The 16,119-nt window shown below is 60.1% G+C and carries 14 protein-coding genes; 6 read left to right on the top strand and 8 right to left on the bottom strand.

The window, feature by feature from the left end; translation table 11 throughout:
* Window positions 1-9: 9 nt before the first annotated feature.
* The 7 genes from KSS91_RS12975 to KSS91_RS13005 form a co-directional block, all read right to left on the bottom strand.
* A complete protein-coding gene (locus KSS91_RS12975) occupies window positions 10-1,425 on the bottom strand; it encodes a sigma-54 interaction domain-containing protein (protein ID WP_217838219.1) in 1,416 nt (471 codons plus the stop codon).
* 140 nt (window positions 1,426-1,565) lie between these two features.
* Window positions 1,566-3,143 carry an ABC transporter ATP-binding protein gene (locus KSS91_RS12980; protein WP_217838220.1) on the bottom strand — a complete coding sequence of 526 codons (1,578 nt, stop codon included), beginning with the start codon at window positions 3,141-3,143 and terminating at the stop codon, window positions 1,566-1,568.
* A 13-nt stretch (window positions 3,144-3,156) separates the two neighbouring features.
* Complete coding sequence (locus KSS91_RS12985) at window positions 3,157-4,179, bottom strand: ABC transporter permease (protein ID WP_007974697.1); 1,023 nt, start codon at window positions 4,177-4,179, stop codon at window positions 3,157-3,159.
* On the bottom strand, window positions 4,179-5,240 hold the full coding sequence (locus KSS91_RS12990; protein WP_217838221.1) for a microcin C ABC transporter permease YejB: 1,062 nt from the start codon (window positions 5,238-5,240) through the stop codon (window positions 4,179-4,181). The genes KSS91_RS12985 and KSS91_RS12990 overlap by 1 nt, the downstream gene beginning before the upstream one ends.
* Window positions 5,240-7,108: an extracellular solute-binding protein gene (locus KSS91_RS12995; protein ID WP_217838222.1), complete on the bottom strand. Its 1,869-nt coding sequence runs from the start codon at window positions 7,106-7,108 to the stop codon at window positions 5,240-5,242. Before KSS91_RS12995 ends, KSS91_RS12990 begins: the two co-directional genes overlap by 1 nt.
* A gap of 135 nt (window positions 7,109-7,243) precedes the next feature.
* Window positions 7,244-7,525 carry a peptidylprolyl isomerase gene (locus KSS91_RS13000; protein WP_104447325.1) on the bottom strand — a complete coding sequence of 94 codons (282 nt, stop codon included), beginning with the start codon at window positions 7,523-7,525 and terminating at the stop codon, window positions 7,244-7,246.
* Between the two features lie 107 nt (window positions 7,526-7,632).
* Complete coding sequence (locus KSS91_RS13005; RefSeq protein ID WP_217838223.1) at window positions 7,633-8,514, bottom strand: esterase/lipase family protein; 882 nt, start codon at window positions 8,512-8,514, stop codon at window positions 7,633-7,635.
* A 338-nt stretch (window positions 8,515-8,852) separates the two neighbouring features.
* Here KSS91_RS13005 and KSS91_RS13010 point away from each other — a divergent pair, with 338 nt between their 5' ends.
* Entirely contained in the window at window positions 8,853-9,917 is a 1,065-nt protein-coding gene (locus KSS91_RS13010) for a hypothetical protein (protein WP_217838224.1), read from the top strand.
* A gap of 57 nt (window positions 9,918-9,974) precedes the next feature.
* On the opposite strand, the gene KSS91_RS13015 is transcribed toward KSS91_RS13010, so the two are convergent.
* Window positions 9,975-11,054 carry a 3-deoxy-7-phosphoheptulonate synthase gene (locus KSS91_RS13015; RefSeq protein WP_217838225.1) on the bottom strand — a complete coding sequence of 360 codons (1,080 nt, stop codon included), beginning with the start codon at window positions 11,052-11,054 and terminating at the stop codon, window positions 9,975-9,977.
* Window positions 11,055-11,681: 627 nt separating this feature from the next.
* On the opposite strand from KSS91_RS13015, the gene KSS91_RS13020 reads away from it, so the two are divergent.
* The 5 genes from KSS91_RS13020 (at window position 11,682) to pgsA (ending at window position 16,071) form a co-directional block, all read left to right on the top strand.
* Window positions 11,682-12,440, top strand: a complete 759-nt coding sequence (locus tag KSS91_RS13020) for a carbon-nitrogen hydrolase family protein (protein ID WP_217838226.1) — start codon at window positions 11,682-11,684, stop codon at window positions 12,438-12,440.
* The gene (locus KSS91_RS13025) at window positions 12,440-12,874 is read left to right on the top strand and encodes a GNAT family N-acetyltransferase (protein WP_217838399.1); all 435 of its coding nucleotides are present in this window, start codon (window positions 12,440-12,442) and stop codon (window positions 12,872-12,874) included. Before KSS91_RS13020 ends, KSS91_RS13025 begins: the two co-directional genes overlap by 1 nt.
* A gap of 136 nt (window positions 12,875-13,010) precedes the next feature.
* Entirely contained in the window at window positions 13,011-13,652 is a 642-nt protein-coding gene (gacA, locus tag KSS91_RS13030) for a response regulator transcription factor GacA (RefSeq protein WP_008015884.1), read from the top strand.
* 2 nt (window positions 13,653-13,654) lie between these two features.
* Window positions 13,655-15,478, top strand: coding sequence for an excinuclease ABC subunit UvrC (uvrC, locus tag KSS91_RS13035; protein ID WP_217838227.1), 1,824 nt, complete (start codon window positions 13,655-13,657; stop codon window positions 15,476-15,478).
* Window positions 15,479-15,510: 32 nt separating this feature from the next.
* Complete coding sequence (gene pgsA / locus KSS91_RS13040) at window positions 15,511-16,071, top strand: CDP-diacylglycerol--glycerol-3-phosphate 3-phosphatidyltransferase (RefSeq protein WP_015094913.1); 561 nt, start codon at window positions 15,511-15,513, stop codon at window positions 16,069-16,071.
* Window positions 16,072-16,119: the final 48 nt, after the last annotated feature.

The following is a 16,119-nucleotide window of genomic DNA, read 5'->3' on the forward strand; positions in this document are numbered from 1 at the left end:
TATGTCTCGTTATGGAGACTCGGCAATCCCCAACGCCACCATCTTCTTGTACAACGTCGACCGCCCCAGCCCCAGTCGCGCCGCTGCCTCAATGACTTTGCCCCCGCATTGCGCAAGGGTCGTCTCGATCAGTTGCCGGTCAAATCGCTCTCGCGCCGCACTGAAGGTTTCATGGGCAAAGGGCTCCTGGGCCAAGGGCGTCACGCGCTCAACCCGGGTGAACGTACCAATCGCCGCGCGGATGTCTGCCGCCGTCAGGCGCAAGTCATCGCTGAGCAGCGCCGCGCGCTCCAGCACATTGCGCAATTCGCGGATGTTCCCCGGCCAGGCGTGTTGCCCCAACAATTCGAGGGCTTCGTGGTGCAGCTCATGCTGGCTGCGCAGTTCCTCGAGAATCGCTTCACTGAGCGCCGGTACGTCATCGAGGCGGTCCCGCAGGGGCGGCACCTGGATCGGTAGCACGTTGAGCCGGTAGTACAAGTCGGCGCGGAACTCGCCGCGTTTGATCGCCGCTTCCAGGTCGGTCGAGGTCGCGGCGATCACCCGTACATCGCTCTGGATCACTTCATTGGACCCCACCGGTTCGAATTCCTTTTCCTGCAGCACGCGCAGCAGTTTGCTTTGCAGGGGCAGCGGCATGTCGCCGATTTCGTCGAGGAACAAAGTGCCGCCTTGGGCGATCTGCAATTTGCCGGCGCGGCCCTTGCGGTCGGCACCGGTAAACGCGCCAGGGGCGGTGCCGAAGAATTCGGCCTCCAGCAATGATTCGGGAATCGCTGCGCTGTTGATGCTGACAAATGCCTTGTGCGCACGGGGCGAGGCATTGTGGATGGCCTGGGCCAACAACTCCTTGCCGGTGCCGGTTTCGCCGAGCAGCAGTACCGGCGATTCGGTACTCGCACTGCGCCGGGCACGGCGTTTGACTTCCAGGCTGGCGGCGCTGGTGCCGATGAAATGGGCGAAGTTGTATTTGGTCTGCCGCGCCCGCAGCAGCGAGCGGGTGGAGGCCAGTTCTTCCTGCATGCTCATGTAGCGCTTGAGCATCGGCGACAGGCTGCGCAGTTCGTCGAACAGGGCAAAACCGATGGCGCCGATCACCACGCCGGCATCGTCGTGAATCGGCAGGCGCATGACCACCAGCGGCTCTTTTGGGGTGTCTTGCATATCCAGCAGAATCGGCCGGCCGGTGCGCACCACTTCACGTAACAGGCTGCCGGGGATCACGCTTTCGCAGGGCTTGCCGATCGCCACTTGCGCCGATTGCAGGCCGAAGCGCCGGGCATAGCGCTCATTCATCCAGACGATGTTGGCATCGCGGTCGACAATCACCGTTCCCTCGCTCGATTGCTCGATGATTTCGAACAATGAACGGATCGCCAGCTGGCGAACGCGCTGGTAGTCCTTGAGGCTTTCGGTGGTGTTCATGGGGGCTGATCCTGATTATGTTTTGCCTGTGCCGGCCTCTTCGCGAGCAAGCCCGCTCCCACACTCGATCTGTGTCGCTCACAAATCCCCTGTGGGAGCGGGCTTGCTCGCGAAGGCCGCGCCGCGGTCCAACGGCAAGATTATGCCTGCCCGAGCAACGCCGCCGCCAACAGCTCCTTTGTATACGGGTGCTGTGGCGAATCGAACACCTCATGGCTGGCGCCACGCTCCACCACCTTGCCGTCCTTGATCACGATCATGTCGTGGGCCAGGGCGCGCACCACCGCCAGGTCGTGGCTGATGAACAGGTAGGTCAGGCCGTGCTTTTCCTGGAGTTGACGGAGCAGGGCGACCACCTGTTTCTGCACCGTGCGGTCCAGCGCCGAGGTCGGTTCGTCGAGCAGGATCAGCGCCGGTTTGAGCACCAGCGCCCGGGCGATGGCGATGCGCTGGCGCTGGCCACCGGAGAATTCGTGGGGATAGCGATGGCGGCTTTGCGGGTCGAGGCCGACTTCGCTCAGTGCGCGGATCACTTCGGCGTTGCACTCTTGGGGGCTCAACTGGCTGTGTACTTCCAGGCCTTCGCTGATGATCTGCGCCACCGACATTCGCGGGCTGAGGCTGCCGAAGGGGTCCTGGAACACCACCTGCATTTTCTTGCGCCACGGCCTTAGCTGTTTTTGCGTCAGGCCGTCCAGCGCCTGGCCCTGAAAGCGGATGCCGCCTTCGGAATCGAGCAAGCGCAGGATCGCCTGACCGAGCGTGGACTTGCCGGAACCGGATTCACCGACAATGCCCAGGGTCTTGCCGCGCTGTATGTTCAGGCTGATGCCATCGACGGCACGCAGCCAGGTCTTGCGTTGGAACAGGCCGCCACTGACGGGAAACCGCACCTGCAGATCGTTCACCTCCAGTACGTTTTCGCGCTCGTCCCGGGGCAAGGCTTCGCCCTCGGGTTCGGCGTGCAGCAATACGCAGCTGTAAGGGTGCTTTGGTTCGGTGAACAGGGTTTCGCACGGCGCTTGCTCGACGATTTCCCCGGCCTTCATCACGCACACGCGCTGGGCGATGCTGCGCACCAGATTCAGGTCGTGGCTGATCAGCAGCAGCGACATGCCCAGCCGCTGTTGCAGGGACTTGAGCAGCAGCAGGATCTTGCGCTGCACCGTCACATCCAGCGCGGTGGTCGGTTCGTCGGCAATCAGCAGTTCCGGTTCGCACGCCAGGGCCATGGCAATCATCACCCGCTGGCGCTGGCCGCCGGATAGTTGATGCGGATAGGCCTTGAGGCGCTCCTCGGGTTTCTGGATGCCCACCAGGTGCAGCAGTTCAAGGATCCGCGCTTGCGCCGCTTTGCCTGCCAGGCCTTTGTGCACCAGCAAGGTTTCGCCGATCTGTTTTTCGATGCTGTGCAGCGGGTTCAGGGACGTCATCGGCTCCTGGAAGATCATCGCAATGCGATTGCCGCGCAGTTGTCGCAACTTGCCGGCATCGGCACCCACCAGTTCCTGCCCGCGATAGCGGATGCTGCCCGTTGTCCGGGTATCGGTTTGCGGCAGCAGTTGCAGGATAGAGTGGGCCGTCACCGACTTGCCCGATCCCGACTCGCCCACCAGCGCCAGGCATTCGCCGGGGCGGATGTCCAGGCACAGATTGCGCACCACGGTCTGGCCACTGAAGGCCACGCTGAGGTCACGGATTTCGATCAGGTTGGTCATTGCAGCCGTCCGCTCAAGATCTCGGATCGAAGGCGTCTCGCAACGCCTCGCCGATAAACACCAGTAAAGAAAGAATCAGCGCCAGGGTGAAGAACGCCGTCAGGCCCAGCCACGGCGCTTGCAGGTTCTGCTTGCCCTGGCCGATCAGTTCGCCCAGGGAAGCACTGCCCGCGGGCATGCCGAAGCCGAGGAAGTCCAGCGCCGTCAGGGTGGAAATCGCCCCGGTGAGAATGAACGGCAGGTAGCTCAAGGTCGCGTTCATGGCGTTGGGCAGAATGTGCCGGACTATGACTTTGCGGTCGGTCAGGCCCAGCGCGCGCGCGGCCTTGACGTATTCCAGGTTGCGCCCGCGCAGGAACTCGGCGCGCACCACGTCCACCAGGGCCAGCCATGAAAACAGTGCCATGATTCCCAGCAGCCACCAGAAATTCGGCTCGACGAAACCCGACAGGATGATCAGCAGGTACAGCACCGGCAACCCGGACCAGACTTCCAGCAGGCGCTGGCCGAGCAAATCCACCCAGCCCCCGTAATAGCCTTGCAGGGCACCGGCCGCAATGCCGATCAGCGCGCTGACAAACGTCAACATCAAGGCAAACAGGATCGACACCCGGGCACCGAAGATCACCCGGGCCAGAACGTCCCGCGCCTGGTCGTCGGTGCCCAGCCAGTTGACGCTGGTGGGCGGACTTGGAGCGGGTTTGTTCAGGTCATAGTTGGGCGTGTCGTCACTGAATGGAATCGGTGGAAACAGCAACCAGCCACCATCCTTCTTGATCAGCTTCTGCACGTAGTCGCTGCGATAGTCGGCCTGGAACGGCAGTTGCCCGCCGAACTCCTGTTCGGTGTGGCGCTTGAATACCGGGAAGTACCACTGGCCTTGATAGCTGACCATCAGCGGTTTGTCGTTGGCGATCAGTTCGCCGCCCAGGGTCATCAGGAACAGGCCGACAAACAGCCAGAGAGACCACCAGCCCCGACGGTTTTTCTTGAAACGCTCGAAGCGCCGGCGCGCCAGCGGTGAAAGCTTGAGCATCAGGCGTTCCTCGCGGCAAAGTCGATACGCGGGTCGACCAGGGTGTAGCAGAGGTCGCCGACCAGTTTTATCAAAAGGCCGAACAGGGTGAAGATGAACAGCGAGCCGAACACCACCGGATAGTCCCGTGATACCGCCGCTTCGTAGCTCATGCGGCCCAGACCGTCGAGGGAGAAGATCACTTCGATCAGCAGGGAACCGGCAAAAAACACACTGATGAACGCCTGGGGAATGCCCGACACCACCAGCAGCATGGCATTGCGGAACACGTGTCCATAGAGTACCCGTCGTTCACTCAAACCCTTGGCCCGGGCAGTGACCACGTACTGGCGGGTGATTTCATTGAGGAACGAGTTCTTGGTCAGGATGGTCAGCGTGGCGAAGCCGCCGATCACCAGCGCGGTCACCGGCAACACCAGATGCCAGAAGTAATCGGCCACTTTGCCAATGGTCGACAGCGATTCGAAGTTGTCCGAGACCAGTCCGCGAACGGGGAACCAGTTCAGCGAAGTGCCGCCGGCAAACATCACGATCAGGAACATCGCAAACAGGAACGCCGGCATGGCATAGCCGATGATGATCGCGGTACTGCTCCAGATGTCGAAATGGCTGCCATGGTGCACGGCCTTGCGGATGCCCAGGGGGATCGACACCAGGTAAGTGATCAGCGTCGCCCAGAGCCCGAGGGAAATGGTCACGGGCATTTTCTCGAGGATCAGATCGGTGACGGTGGCGCCGCGGAAGAAACTCTTGCCGAAGTCCAGGCGCGCGTAGCTGGTGAGCATCAGCCAGAGGCGTTCGTGTGCCGGTTTATCGAAGCCGTACTGTTTTTCAATGTCCTTGATCAGCTGCGGATCGAGCCCGCGACTGGCCCGGGACTTGCCGTTCATGGGCTCGCCGGAGCCGCCGCCGACCGCTGCACCGCCGATGCCCTGCAAGTGTGCGATGGCCTGTTCGACCGGCCCGCCCGGTGCCGCCTGAACGATGACAAAGTTGACCAGAAGAATGATCACCAGCGTCGGAATGATCAGCAGCAGGCGACGCAGAATGTAAGCCCACATCAGTGCGGCCCTCCGGGTTTGCCACGGCGGATACGCTCGGCCGTCATCTGTTGGTTGGTCAATGGCGTGGTGCTCATCTCCCACCAGCTCTCGATGGCTTCGTCATTGCTCGCTTGCACGTTCGGGATGCCGAAGCGGTTCCACCACACCGTCGAGGTGCCCGGCGGGTAATAGTTGGGAATCCAGTAGTAATTCCATTGCAGCACCCGGTCCAGGGCATGGGCGTAATGCAGCATGTCAGCCTGGGTGTTGGCCCGGATCAGCCCGGTGATCAGGGTGTCCACTGCCGGGTTCTTCAACACCATGTAGTTGTTGGAGCCCGGGTCGGTGGCCGCCTCGGAACCGAAGTAATTGAGCAGTTCGCCTCCTGGAGAAGTGGTGACGGGGTAGCCGGTGACGATCATGTCGTAGTCGCGGCTCATCAGGCGGTTGACGTACTGGGACGAGTCGATGCGGCGGATATTGAGGTCGATGCCGATCTGTTTCAGCGTGCGTTTATAGGGCAACAGCAGACGGTCCATGCCGTTCTGGCTGACCAGGAACGTGAAGCTCAGCGGCTCGCCGTCGGCATTGACCAGTTGGTCGCCATCGGGTTTCCAGCCGGCCTGTTTGAGCAAGTCCAGGGCCTGTAACTGCTTGTCGCGAATCACGCCGCTGCCATCGGTCTTCGGCGCCTCGAACACCTGGGTGAAGACTTCGTCGGGAATCTGCCCGCGCAGCGGTTCGAGAATCGCCAGCTCCCCGGCATCCGGCAGTTGCCGGGCGGCGAGATCGGTGTTGGAGAAAAAGCTCTGCTGGCGGATGTACATGTCGCGCATCATCTGCCGGTTGCTCCACTCGAAGTCCCACAGCATCACCAGCGCCTGGCGCACGCGTCGGTCCTGGAACATGGGCTTTTGCAGATTGAACACAAAACCCTGGGCCGGCTGCGGCGCCTCGGTGGCGAGGTGGGCCTTTTGCAGGCGACCATCGCTCAGGGCCGGGCTGTCATAGCCGATGGAATAGCCGGTGGCGGAAAATTCCCGGTTGTAGTCATAGGCGCCACCGCGCAGGACCTGGCGCGCCACGTCGGTATCGCCGAAGTACTCGATGCTGAAATGATCGAAGTTGTACAGGCCACGGCTGACCGGCAGGTCCTTGCCCCACCAGTCGGGATTGCGTTCGAAGGTGATGCTGCGCCCGGAATCGATCTTGCCCACTTTATAGGGGCCGCTGCCCAACGGCGCTTCATAGCCGCCGCCACCGGCAAAATCGCGAGTCTTCCACCAGTGTTCGGGAAACACCGGCAGGGTTGCGATATCCAGCGGCAGAGTGCGATTTTCGTTGTTCTTGAAATCAAAGCGGATAGTCAGAGGAGATTCCACTTCCACGCCTTTGACGTCGGCGAACTGGGTGCGGTAACGCAGGCTGCCCTGGGTCATCAGCAGGTCGAAGGTATAGCGCACGTCTTCGGCGGTAATGGCTTTGCCATCGGCAAAACGCGCCTTGGGGTTGAGGTAAAAACGCAGTGACAGGCCGTCCTCGGAACGCTCCATCTTCTCTGCCACCAGGCCGTACACGGTGTACGGCTCGTCCAGCGAGCGCTGGGCCAGCGGCGAATAGAGCAAGCCGTCGATCTGTGTGACGCCGATGCCTTTGTCGATGTAAGGCAAGACATGGTCGAACTGCCCGATTTCGATCGCCGATCGCCGCATCGTGCCGCCTTTGGGGGCCAGCGGATTGGTGTAGGCGAAATGACTGAAGCCGGCAGGATATTTTGCCGGTTCGCCGTACACGGTCATTGCCGGTTGCGGTGCCGCATTCACACCCGCGGCACCCGACATCAGGGCCACGGCCGTGAACAACAAGGTAGGGAAAGCCAGTCGCATTGTCAGCCTTAGAGCCGGGTAGTCGTTAACGACAATTTGTACGCTAGCGGCGCGTCCCTCGCCAGCCGAATTACGCGTGCGAAACACAACGGCCCACCAAAAGGCGGGCCGTTGTGTGAATAGCTCAAGCGTCGATCAGTCCTGACGGCTGGTCACTTCCAGCAGGTGGTAACCGAACTGGGTCTTGACCGGGCCCTGGACCACGTTGAGCGGCGCGCTGAAAACCACGGTGTCGAATTCCTTGACCATCTGGCCTGGACCGAACGAACCCAGATCACCGCCCTGGCGGCTGGAAGGGCAGGTGGAGTTTGCCTTGGCAACTTCGGCGAAATCGGCACCAGCCTCGATTTGGGTCTTGAGTTCGTTGCACTTGGCTTCCGAGGCAACAAGGATGTGACGGGCAGTGGCTTTGGCCATGGGAAAATACTCCTTTCAATATTCGGTAAAATGCGCAGCCTACCGGATTCAGTGAGCTATTTCTCCTCAAAGTTCCGTTCCATGCGGGATTCGCGGCAGGTAGCCGCTTAAAGGCCGGCGGCTCTCAAGCGCTCGGCATGCTGGACATACAGTTCGACCGGGTCGACGCCTGTGCGCAACTGGCCTGCCGGCTGCCCAAGGGTGTCCAGGTGATCCAGCGCATAGTCGGAGCGGATAACCGTGCCCAGGTGAGAACTGAAGCGACCGACCAAACCGTCGTTCTGCCCGGCTTCCGTGACGAAATACCCGGAAAGGAGCCGACAGAAACCGTTGAGCGGATCGAGCGCATTGAGCCCCTCCTTGAGCACATTCGAAGGCACTATGCCGCTCCACGAGTAGTAACGAACACCGTTGACCCGTTCGTTACCCTTGCCACCCCAGGTGGCGGGCAGCCCTTGCGGGTATTTGTCATTGAAGGCGCCTACGCCCTCGGTGGTCAGTGCATTGAGGGCGGCAATGGCGTTCCGCGGCTGGTACCGGTTGTCGCTCAGGGTCGCGAGGAAGTCGGCGAAGAGGTTCACCACCGTCTCGGCCACATGCTCCGGCAGACGGCCCGGTGTCAATGCCTTGCGCAGGAAATCGGCGAGCTCCGAGCCATGGTTCGGCCCGCTGACGGAAGTCACCGATGCCACACTGTTTGGTGCAACCGCTGCAGCATAACGTGCGGCCAGTGCACCCTGGCTATGGCCTATGAGGTTGACTTTGCAGGCACCGGTTCCTTCCAGTACCCGCTCGATCTGCATGAGCAATTGTTTACCGCTTACTTCGTTGTCATGGATGGCTGACAAGTGGGGAACGAACACCCTTGCTCCGGCGTTCCTCAGCGCCTGCCTGATGTCGTGAAACAGCTCGAACTTGCCGATTCTTTCGAAGCCGAAAAGGCCGTGGATCAGCAGTATTGGATAACGAGTGCTTGCATTCCTTTGCATATTCACACCTTTGCACAGAAGTTCGTCGGGACTGCATGGCGTTTCACTCTAAAACACTCGAGGTTGGCGCGATGTATGAAAAGTCCGCCGAAACCTCCGGAAAGCGGAATAGTGCAAGTGTGAATGCTCAAGATTTGCTGAGGTTTTAGTCGGAATCGTTTGATGATTTTTCACGGAAATCAGGTTGCTCTTGATCAAAGACCTACTTCGTATGTATCGACTTTCCGAGCGAGGCTGAGTGAGAGGCCGACATCACGGCGGGTAGTCGTGAGGTTAAATACACGTCACCCCAAGCCGGCCACCCGTTCGGTGTTTATTCCAAGGACTGGAGCGAATGAATGACTGTTTATGAACCCGACACCCTGAATCTCGTACAGCGACCATTGCCACCGCCCTTACTGGAGCAGGCGGAAAACGGCGTTCTGAACCCCTCTGACCGAAAAGCCGTGATCAGGGTCCGACCTTACCCAGGCATGACCTGTGGCGACAAATTGCTTTTGAATTGGGCGGGGCTGGATGCCGATGGCCTCGCCTGCAATCATCAGGTGACGCGTTTCGTCAGTGACGACAGGGTCGGCGAGGACATGATCTTTGCTGTGGGTAGCGCTTATATCGAGGCGCTCGACGGTGGTTCACTCGAAATCAGCTACTCGCTCTTGAGCAGTCGTTTTTCCGGGATCGTGCATTCCCATCGTTTACAGCTGTGTGTGGGTGATGTGCAATCAGACCTGTTACCCGCGACGGTGGACGACGTGGTGGGCAGAACGCTTGATCCGGATCGGGTCAGGGAAGGGGCGATCGTTACAATCAAACCCTATGCGCGCATGACGGCGGGCGACTGGGTGTTGCTGACCTGGACGGGTGTTTCGCTCGAAGCAAGCTTCAGTGATGCACTCAAGGTCGAGTCCTTTGCTGTGGGCAATGAGTTATCGTTCTGGGTCAGCCCGGAGTGCATTGCGCCCAATCTGGGGTCATTTGTTTCCGTCGATTATTGCGTCAAGCAGGCAGGACATGGCCCTCGATACGCTGAAGTAACGACACTGATGATTGGCAAGATGGAGCGGGGGCCACTGCCAGCACCTATTGTGCTGGAAGCCGACGAAGGCTGGGTGGATCTGCAGGACGTGCAGGATGGGGTGACCGTCGTCATCGAAAACCCCAGGGCTGAAAAAGGGGAGCTGGTTTGCCTGAGGTGCGACGGGGAGAAATTCAATCACTGTGACGAGCGCGAAATCACCAGAAACACCGTGGGCGAGCCGTTGATATTCATCGTTCCCTACCGGTTCTGGAGGGAGCATCGAGATTCTGCGATCCGTGTTTCCTGTTCGGTCGAGCGCCTTGATGACAGCTCTCAACAATCCGGGGTGACACTGGTCAAGGTGCAATCCCTGATGGGGCATTGATCGCCATTTGCCCTCCAGTCTTCAGATGAAGGCCGGAGGGCGGACAGATGATGCCGGTTATTGGGCGTTGTCTTGCATTCGCAGCCGATCTGCCGCTTCAAGCAACAGCTGTTCAGTCCCGGCCCAACCAAGGCAGCCATCGGTCACTGACACACCGTATTGCATTGACGAACTCAACGGCTGACAGCCCTCGAACAAATGGCTCTCGATCATCATGCCGATCAGCGAACGATCACCTTGCAGACGCTGTTCAAGCACATCGTTGAACACGGCCGGCTGGCGCAACGGGTCTTTGCCGCTGTTGGCGTGACTGCAATCGACCATGATGCGGGCCGGAATCCTGAGCCGGGCCAAGTCACTGTTCACCCGGGCGATACTGGCGCTGTCGTAGTTCGGCCCGCGATGGCCGCCGCGCAATACCAGGTGAGTGTCCGCATTGCCCGGGGTTTGAATGATCGCCGGGTGGCCCTGGCTGTCGACACCGAAATGGCGATGGGGATGGGCGGCGGAACGCATGGCGTCGCTGGCGACAGCGACACCGCCGTCAGTCCCGTTCTTGAACCCGACAGGCATGCCCAGGCCGCTGGCCATTTCCCGATGGATCTGCGACTCCGTGGTCCGGGCGCCAATCGCCACCCAACTCAATAGGTCGTCGAAGTAGCCGGCGGCCATCGGCTGCAGTAGTTCAGTGGCGACGGGCAAACCCAGGCGGAGCATTTCGCGCATCAGCTCGCGGGACAGCGTCAGGCCGGCGGCCATGTCATCGCTGCCATCCAGGTGCGGATCGTAGGCCAGGCCTTTCCAGCCAACGGTGGTACGGGGTTTTTCGACGTAGGCGCGCATCACCAGGAGCATTTCGTCGCTGACGTCGGTGGCGAGGCGGGCAAGGTTGCTGGCGTATTCGAGGGCTGATTCCGGATCGTGGATCGAGCATGGGCCTACGATGATCAGCAGACGGGAGTCTTCACCATTGAGGATCGCGCGAACCGCCTGGCGGTGGGTGGCGACTTGCTGGGTCAGGATGTTGCCGAGGGGCAATTGCTGTTTGAGTTGCAATGAGCTGGGCAGACGCAGGGTCAGCGCTTCATTGGCAGGGCTCAAGGTGGACAGCGGCAGTGCGGAGACGGACGAGTTCATGTTCAAGGCTTCCTGGGCTGGTGGCGGGTTCGTGCCCGCGCGCTCGGCCCTACTGGGGTGTTCGACAATTGGCCAGGCTGGCTGTGTGTGTGTGCTTGCCACCTGTGGGTGACCGATCGGAGGCGGCAGGCTGTCCCGAGCGGAGGGTGGTAAATCGCCAGGCGGTAAAACTGTCGTAACGGTAATAAGTGGCGTAGTTCATGTGGTGAATCCTCTGAATGTCTGGTGTGTCGCTAAAAGTGTTGGGGCTGAAAAAACAAAACCCCCGGTCGGGAGGCCGACCGGGGGTTGAGAAATCTCTGGTGGCGACCCGTTTAAAGTGGGCGCCGTGTGGGTATCAGGCGCGCCAGTGGCTAAACCAATACCCAAAATAAAAGCTGACCGGAGCACAGACGTCGTTCACCCGGGCAGCCGCAACCGAGCGCAGGGCGCTGGCGGTACGAAGCTGTGAGAGGGTGCTGAACATGGTCTGTCTCCGATGGATGGGTCGAGCTTACTAGAGGCCGGTGCGCAGATTCAATCAGAAAATGCTATTGGCCGGCGACAGGGTTTTCTATCGCTTGAGTGGCCTGAGGGTTGTGACAAACTCTGCGTCTGTTCAAAAGCACATCGACACAAGGACGCTTCATGTTACCGCTGACCATCGCTGCAGCCCAATCGATCTCTATCGCCGGAGACCTTGCCGGCAATATCGCCAGGCACCAACGCTTCATCGCGGCAGCCGCGGAGCAGGGCGTGCAGTTGCTGGTGTTCCCTGAATTGTCGCTGACCGGCTACGAGCGCGGGCTCGCGGCCGAGCTGGCCATTGTGTCGGATGACGCCCTTCTGCAACCGCTGCGAGACGTCGCCCGGGCAGTCGGTGTGACGGCTGTTGTCGGTATGCCGATTCGACTGCCGGATAACCAGTCGGTCCTGATCGGTGCGCTGGTGCTGGGGGCCGATGGTTCGCTTGGGATCTTCAGCAAGCAGCATCTGCATCCCGGGGAAGAAGTGGCGTTTGCACCGGGCGCCGGAGGGGAGCCCCTGACCATCGGGACAGACACTATTGCTCTGGCGGTCTGCGCCGACTTTTCCCACTCCAGCCATGCCGCTGCTGCAGCGTGCCAGGGTGCAGATGTCTACGCCGCAGGCGTGCTGATCACGGAAAACGGCTACGTCGAGGATACCGCGTTGCTGCAAGGCTATGCCGCGCAGCACGCCATGGTGGTGTTGATGGCCAATCATGGTGGCGCGACAGGTGGCTGGACGTCGGCAGGACGCAGCGCGATCTGGGCGTCGGACGGTTTGTTGATTGCGGCCGCCACCGGTACCGGCAGCCAGTTGGTTGTGGCCCGGCGCAACAGCGAGGGCTGGAGTGGGGAAGTCGTCGCCGTGGAGCCGGTGTGATGGATTGCGCATGGCGTGCGGCCACGCCAGAGGACCTGGCCTTCGCCCGCCACCTGACCTGTAAAAACATGCTGCGCTACTACATTCGGCACGACCTGATATGGCTGGACGAAGCTTTTGACGTGGCCTGGTCAGGGCGGGACAACCGCATGCTGACAAGCGGCGATCAGTTGCCGGGTTATGTGAGCTTGAGCCGTGATGCCAGAGCGTTGTACATCCGCGAACTGCAGGTCGTCGAAGCGTTTCGCGGGCAGGGCATTGGTTCCTGGGCAATCGATCAGGTACTGTCAGTCGCGTACCAGGAGCGGCGACCGGCGCTACGCTTGACGGTTTTTGAAAATAACCCGGCGCGGGCGTTGTACGAGCGCAAGGGATTCACGGTGGTGGGTAAGGATGAATGTTTCCTGAGAATGCAGCTTGATATCAATCCATGACATTGGCGCAACGCGTTTGCGACTGGCCTTTCAAGATGAATTGAAACTTTTAATCTGATGCTTTCCGCTAGGTCTGCCAGATGCTTTTTGCTAAGGTGTCTGGCAACCCAATAAGACCATATCGCGAGGTGTCTGCTTGATTAGGGTGCTAGTAGTCGATGACCATGATCTCGTTCGTACAGGCATTACACGAATGCTGGCTGACATCGATGGCCTGCAAGTAGTCGGCCAGGCCGAGTCGGGTGAAGAATCCCTGCTCAAGGCGCGTGAGCTGAAACCCGATGTGGTGTTGATGGACGTCAAGATGCCGGGTATCGGCGGTCTTGAGGCCACTCGCAAATTATTGCGCAGTCATCCGGATATCAAGGTCGTCGCGGTGACCGTGTGTGAAGAGGACCCGTTTCCTACGCGGCTGTTGCAAGCCGGTGCGGCAGGGTACCTGACCAAGGGGGCAGGTTTGCCGGAAATGGTCCAGGCCATCCGCCTGGTGTTCGCCGGGCAACGCTACATCAGCCCGCAAATTGCCCAGCAACTGGCGATCAAGTCCTTCCAGCCCACCAACGACTCGCCTTTCGATGCCCTGTCCGAGCGGGAAATCCAGATCGCGCTGATGATAGTCGGCTGCCAGAAAGTACAGATCATTTCCGACAAATTGTGCCTGTCCCCGAAAACCGTGAACACCTACCGTTACCGCATCTTCGAAAAGCTTTCGATCAGCAGTGATGTCGAGTTGACGCTGTTGGCGGTGCGTCATGGCATGGTCGACGCCAGCCTCTGAAAATGACCGAAACCTTTGATCCGAGCGCCTTTCTGTCGACCGTCAGCGGGCGCCCCGGCGTGTACCGCATGTTCGACAGCGAAGCGCGGTTGCTTTACGTCGGCAAGGCGAAAAACCTCAAGAATCGCCTGTCGAGTTACTTTCGCAAGACCGGGCTTGCCCCCAAGACCGCCGCACTGGTCGCACGTATCGCCCAGGTCGAAACGACGATCACCGCCAACGAAACCGAAGCCTTGCTGCTCGAGCAGACGCTGATCAAGGAATGGCGCCCGCCCTATAACATCCTGCTGCGTGACGACAAATCCTACCCCTATGTCTATCTCTCCGACGGAGAGTTTCCGCGCCTGAGCATTCATCGCGGTGCGAAAAAGGCCAAGGGCAAGTATTTCGGTCCTTACCCCAGCGCCGGCGCGATCCGCGAAAGCCTGAGCCTGCTGCAAAAGACGTTTTTCGTTCGTCAATGCGAAGACAGCTATTACAAGAACCGCACCCGTCCTTGCCTTCAGTACCAGATCAAACGCTGCAAGGCACCCTGCGTCGGGCTGGTGGAGCCCCAGGTGTACGCCGAAGACGTGCGTCACTCGGTGATGTTTCTTGAGGGACGCAGCAACGCGCTGACTGACGAGTTGTCTGCCGGGATGGAAGAAGCGGCGATCAATCTGGAGTTCGAGCGAGCGGCTGAGCTGCGGGACCAGATTGCGTTGCTGCGCCGGGTCCAGGACCAGCAGAGCATGGAAGGCGGGACCGGGGACGTCGATGTGATCGCCGCGTTCGTCAACCCGGGCGGTGCCTGTGTGCACTTGATCAGTGTGCGGGGCGGGCGGGTGTTGGGCAGCAAGAACTTCTTCCCTCAAGTCGGCATTGAAGAAGATGTTTCTGAAGTCATGGCCGCGTTTCTTGGCCAATACTTCATCAGCAGCCCTGAACGCGACTTGCCCAGCGAGTTGATCGTCAATGTGGTCCACGATGACTTTCCAACACTGATCGCGGCCATCGACGAGCTGCGCGGTCGTGAACTGACCATCAGCCATCGCGTGCGTGGTACGCGAGCGCGCTGGCAGCAATTGGCCGTGACCAATGCCGAGCAGGCGCTGAATGCGCGCCTGGCGAATCGTCAGCACATTACGGCGCGCTTCGATGCATTGGCTGAGGTGCTGAAGCTAGACGAGCCTCCACAACGCCTGGAGTGCTACGACATCAGTCATTCCAGTGGCGAGGCGACAGTGGCGTCCTGCGTGGTCTTCGGCCCCGAAGGCCCGATCAAGTCCGACTACCGCCGGTACAACATCGAAGGCGTTACGGCCGGCGATGATTACGCGGCGATGCACCAGGCATTGACCCGACGTTTCAGCAAACTGAAGGACGGGGAGGGCAAGCTGCCGGATATCCTGCTGGTGGATGGTGGTAAAGGCCAGTTGTCCATGGCCCGTGACGTGCTCGATGAACTGGCCGTACCTGATCTGATCCTGCTCGGCGTGGCAAAAGGCGCGACGCGCAAGGCCGGTTTCGAAACCCTGTACCTGAACGACGCCGCGCATGAATTCACCTTGCGCGGCGATTCTCCCGCGCTGCATCTGATCCAGCAGATTCGCGACGAAGCCCACCGATTTGCCATTACCGGGCACCGCGCCCGGCGTGGAAAAACCCGTCGGACGTCTACACTGGAAGGCGTCGCTGGCGTCGGTCCAACACGTCGGCGGGATTTGTTGAAACATTTTGGTGGATTGCAGGAGCTGTCTCGTGCAAGCATCGAAGAAATTGCCAAAACCCCCGGGATCAGTAAAAAGCTCGCAGAGTTGATTTATGCAAATCTGCACAGCGAGTAGAATGCCCCCTCACCTCGTAGCCAGTTGTGCCGATGAATATCCCTAATCTGATTACCGTTCTACGCGTTCTGCTCATTCCGATCTTCATTTTGCTGTTCTACCTGCCTTACCAGTGGAGCTACCTGGCTTCCGCCTCGGTATTCGCCTTTGCTGCCGCCACCGACTGGCTGGACGGCTACCTGGCCCGCCGCCTGGAACAAAGCACACCGTTCGGGGCTTTTCTCGATCCGGTTGCCGACAAGCTGATGGTCGCGGTTGCACTGGTACTGTTGGTGCAGGAACACGCAAACCTGTGGCTCACGCTGCCGGCTGCCGTGATCATCGGTCGAGAAATTGTCGTCTCGGCCCTGCGCGAATGGATGGCCGAACTGGGCGCACGTGCCCACGTCGCCGTATCGAACCTTGGCAAATGGAAAACCGCCGCGCAAATGCTCGCGCTGGTGATCCTGCTGGCCAATCCCAAGGATTTCAGTTTCTGGGTCTTACTGGGCTATACGCTGCTGATGGTGTCGGCCGGCCTGACTTTGTGGTCGATGGTCCAGTACCTGCGGGCTGCCTGGCCACATCTGAAGACCGACGTTGAAAAGAAATAAAACTTTTTTGAATCAAAGGGTTGACGGGGCTTCTGGATTCTATAGAAT

It is taken from the genome of Pseudomonas azerbaijanorientalis, assembly GCF_019139795.1.
In the GTDB taxonomy this organism is placed as follows: Bacteria; Pseudomonadota; Gammaproteobacteria; order Pseudomonadales; family Pseudomonadaceae; genus Aquipseudomonas; species Aquipseudomonas laurylsulfatiphila.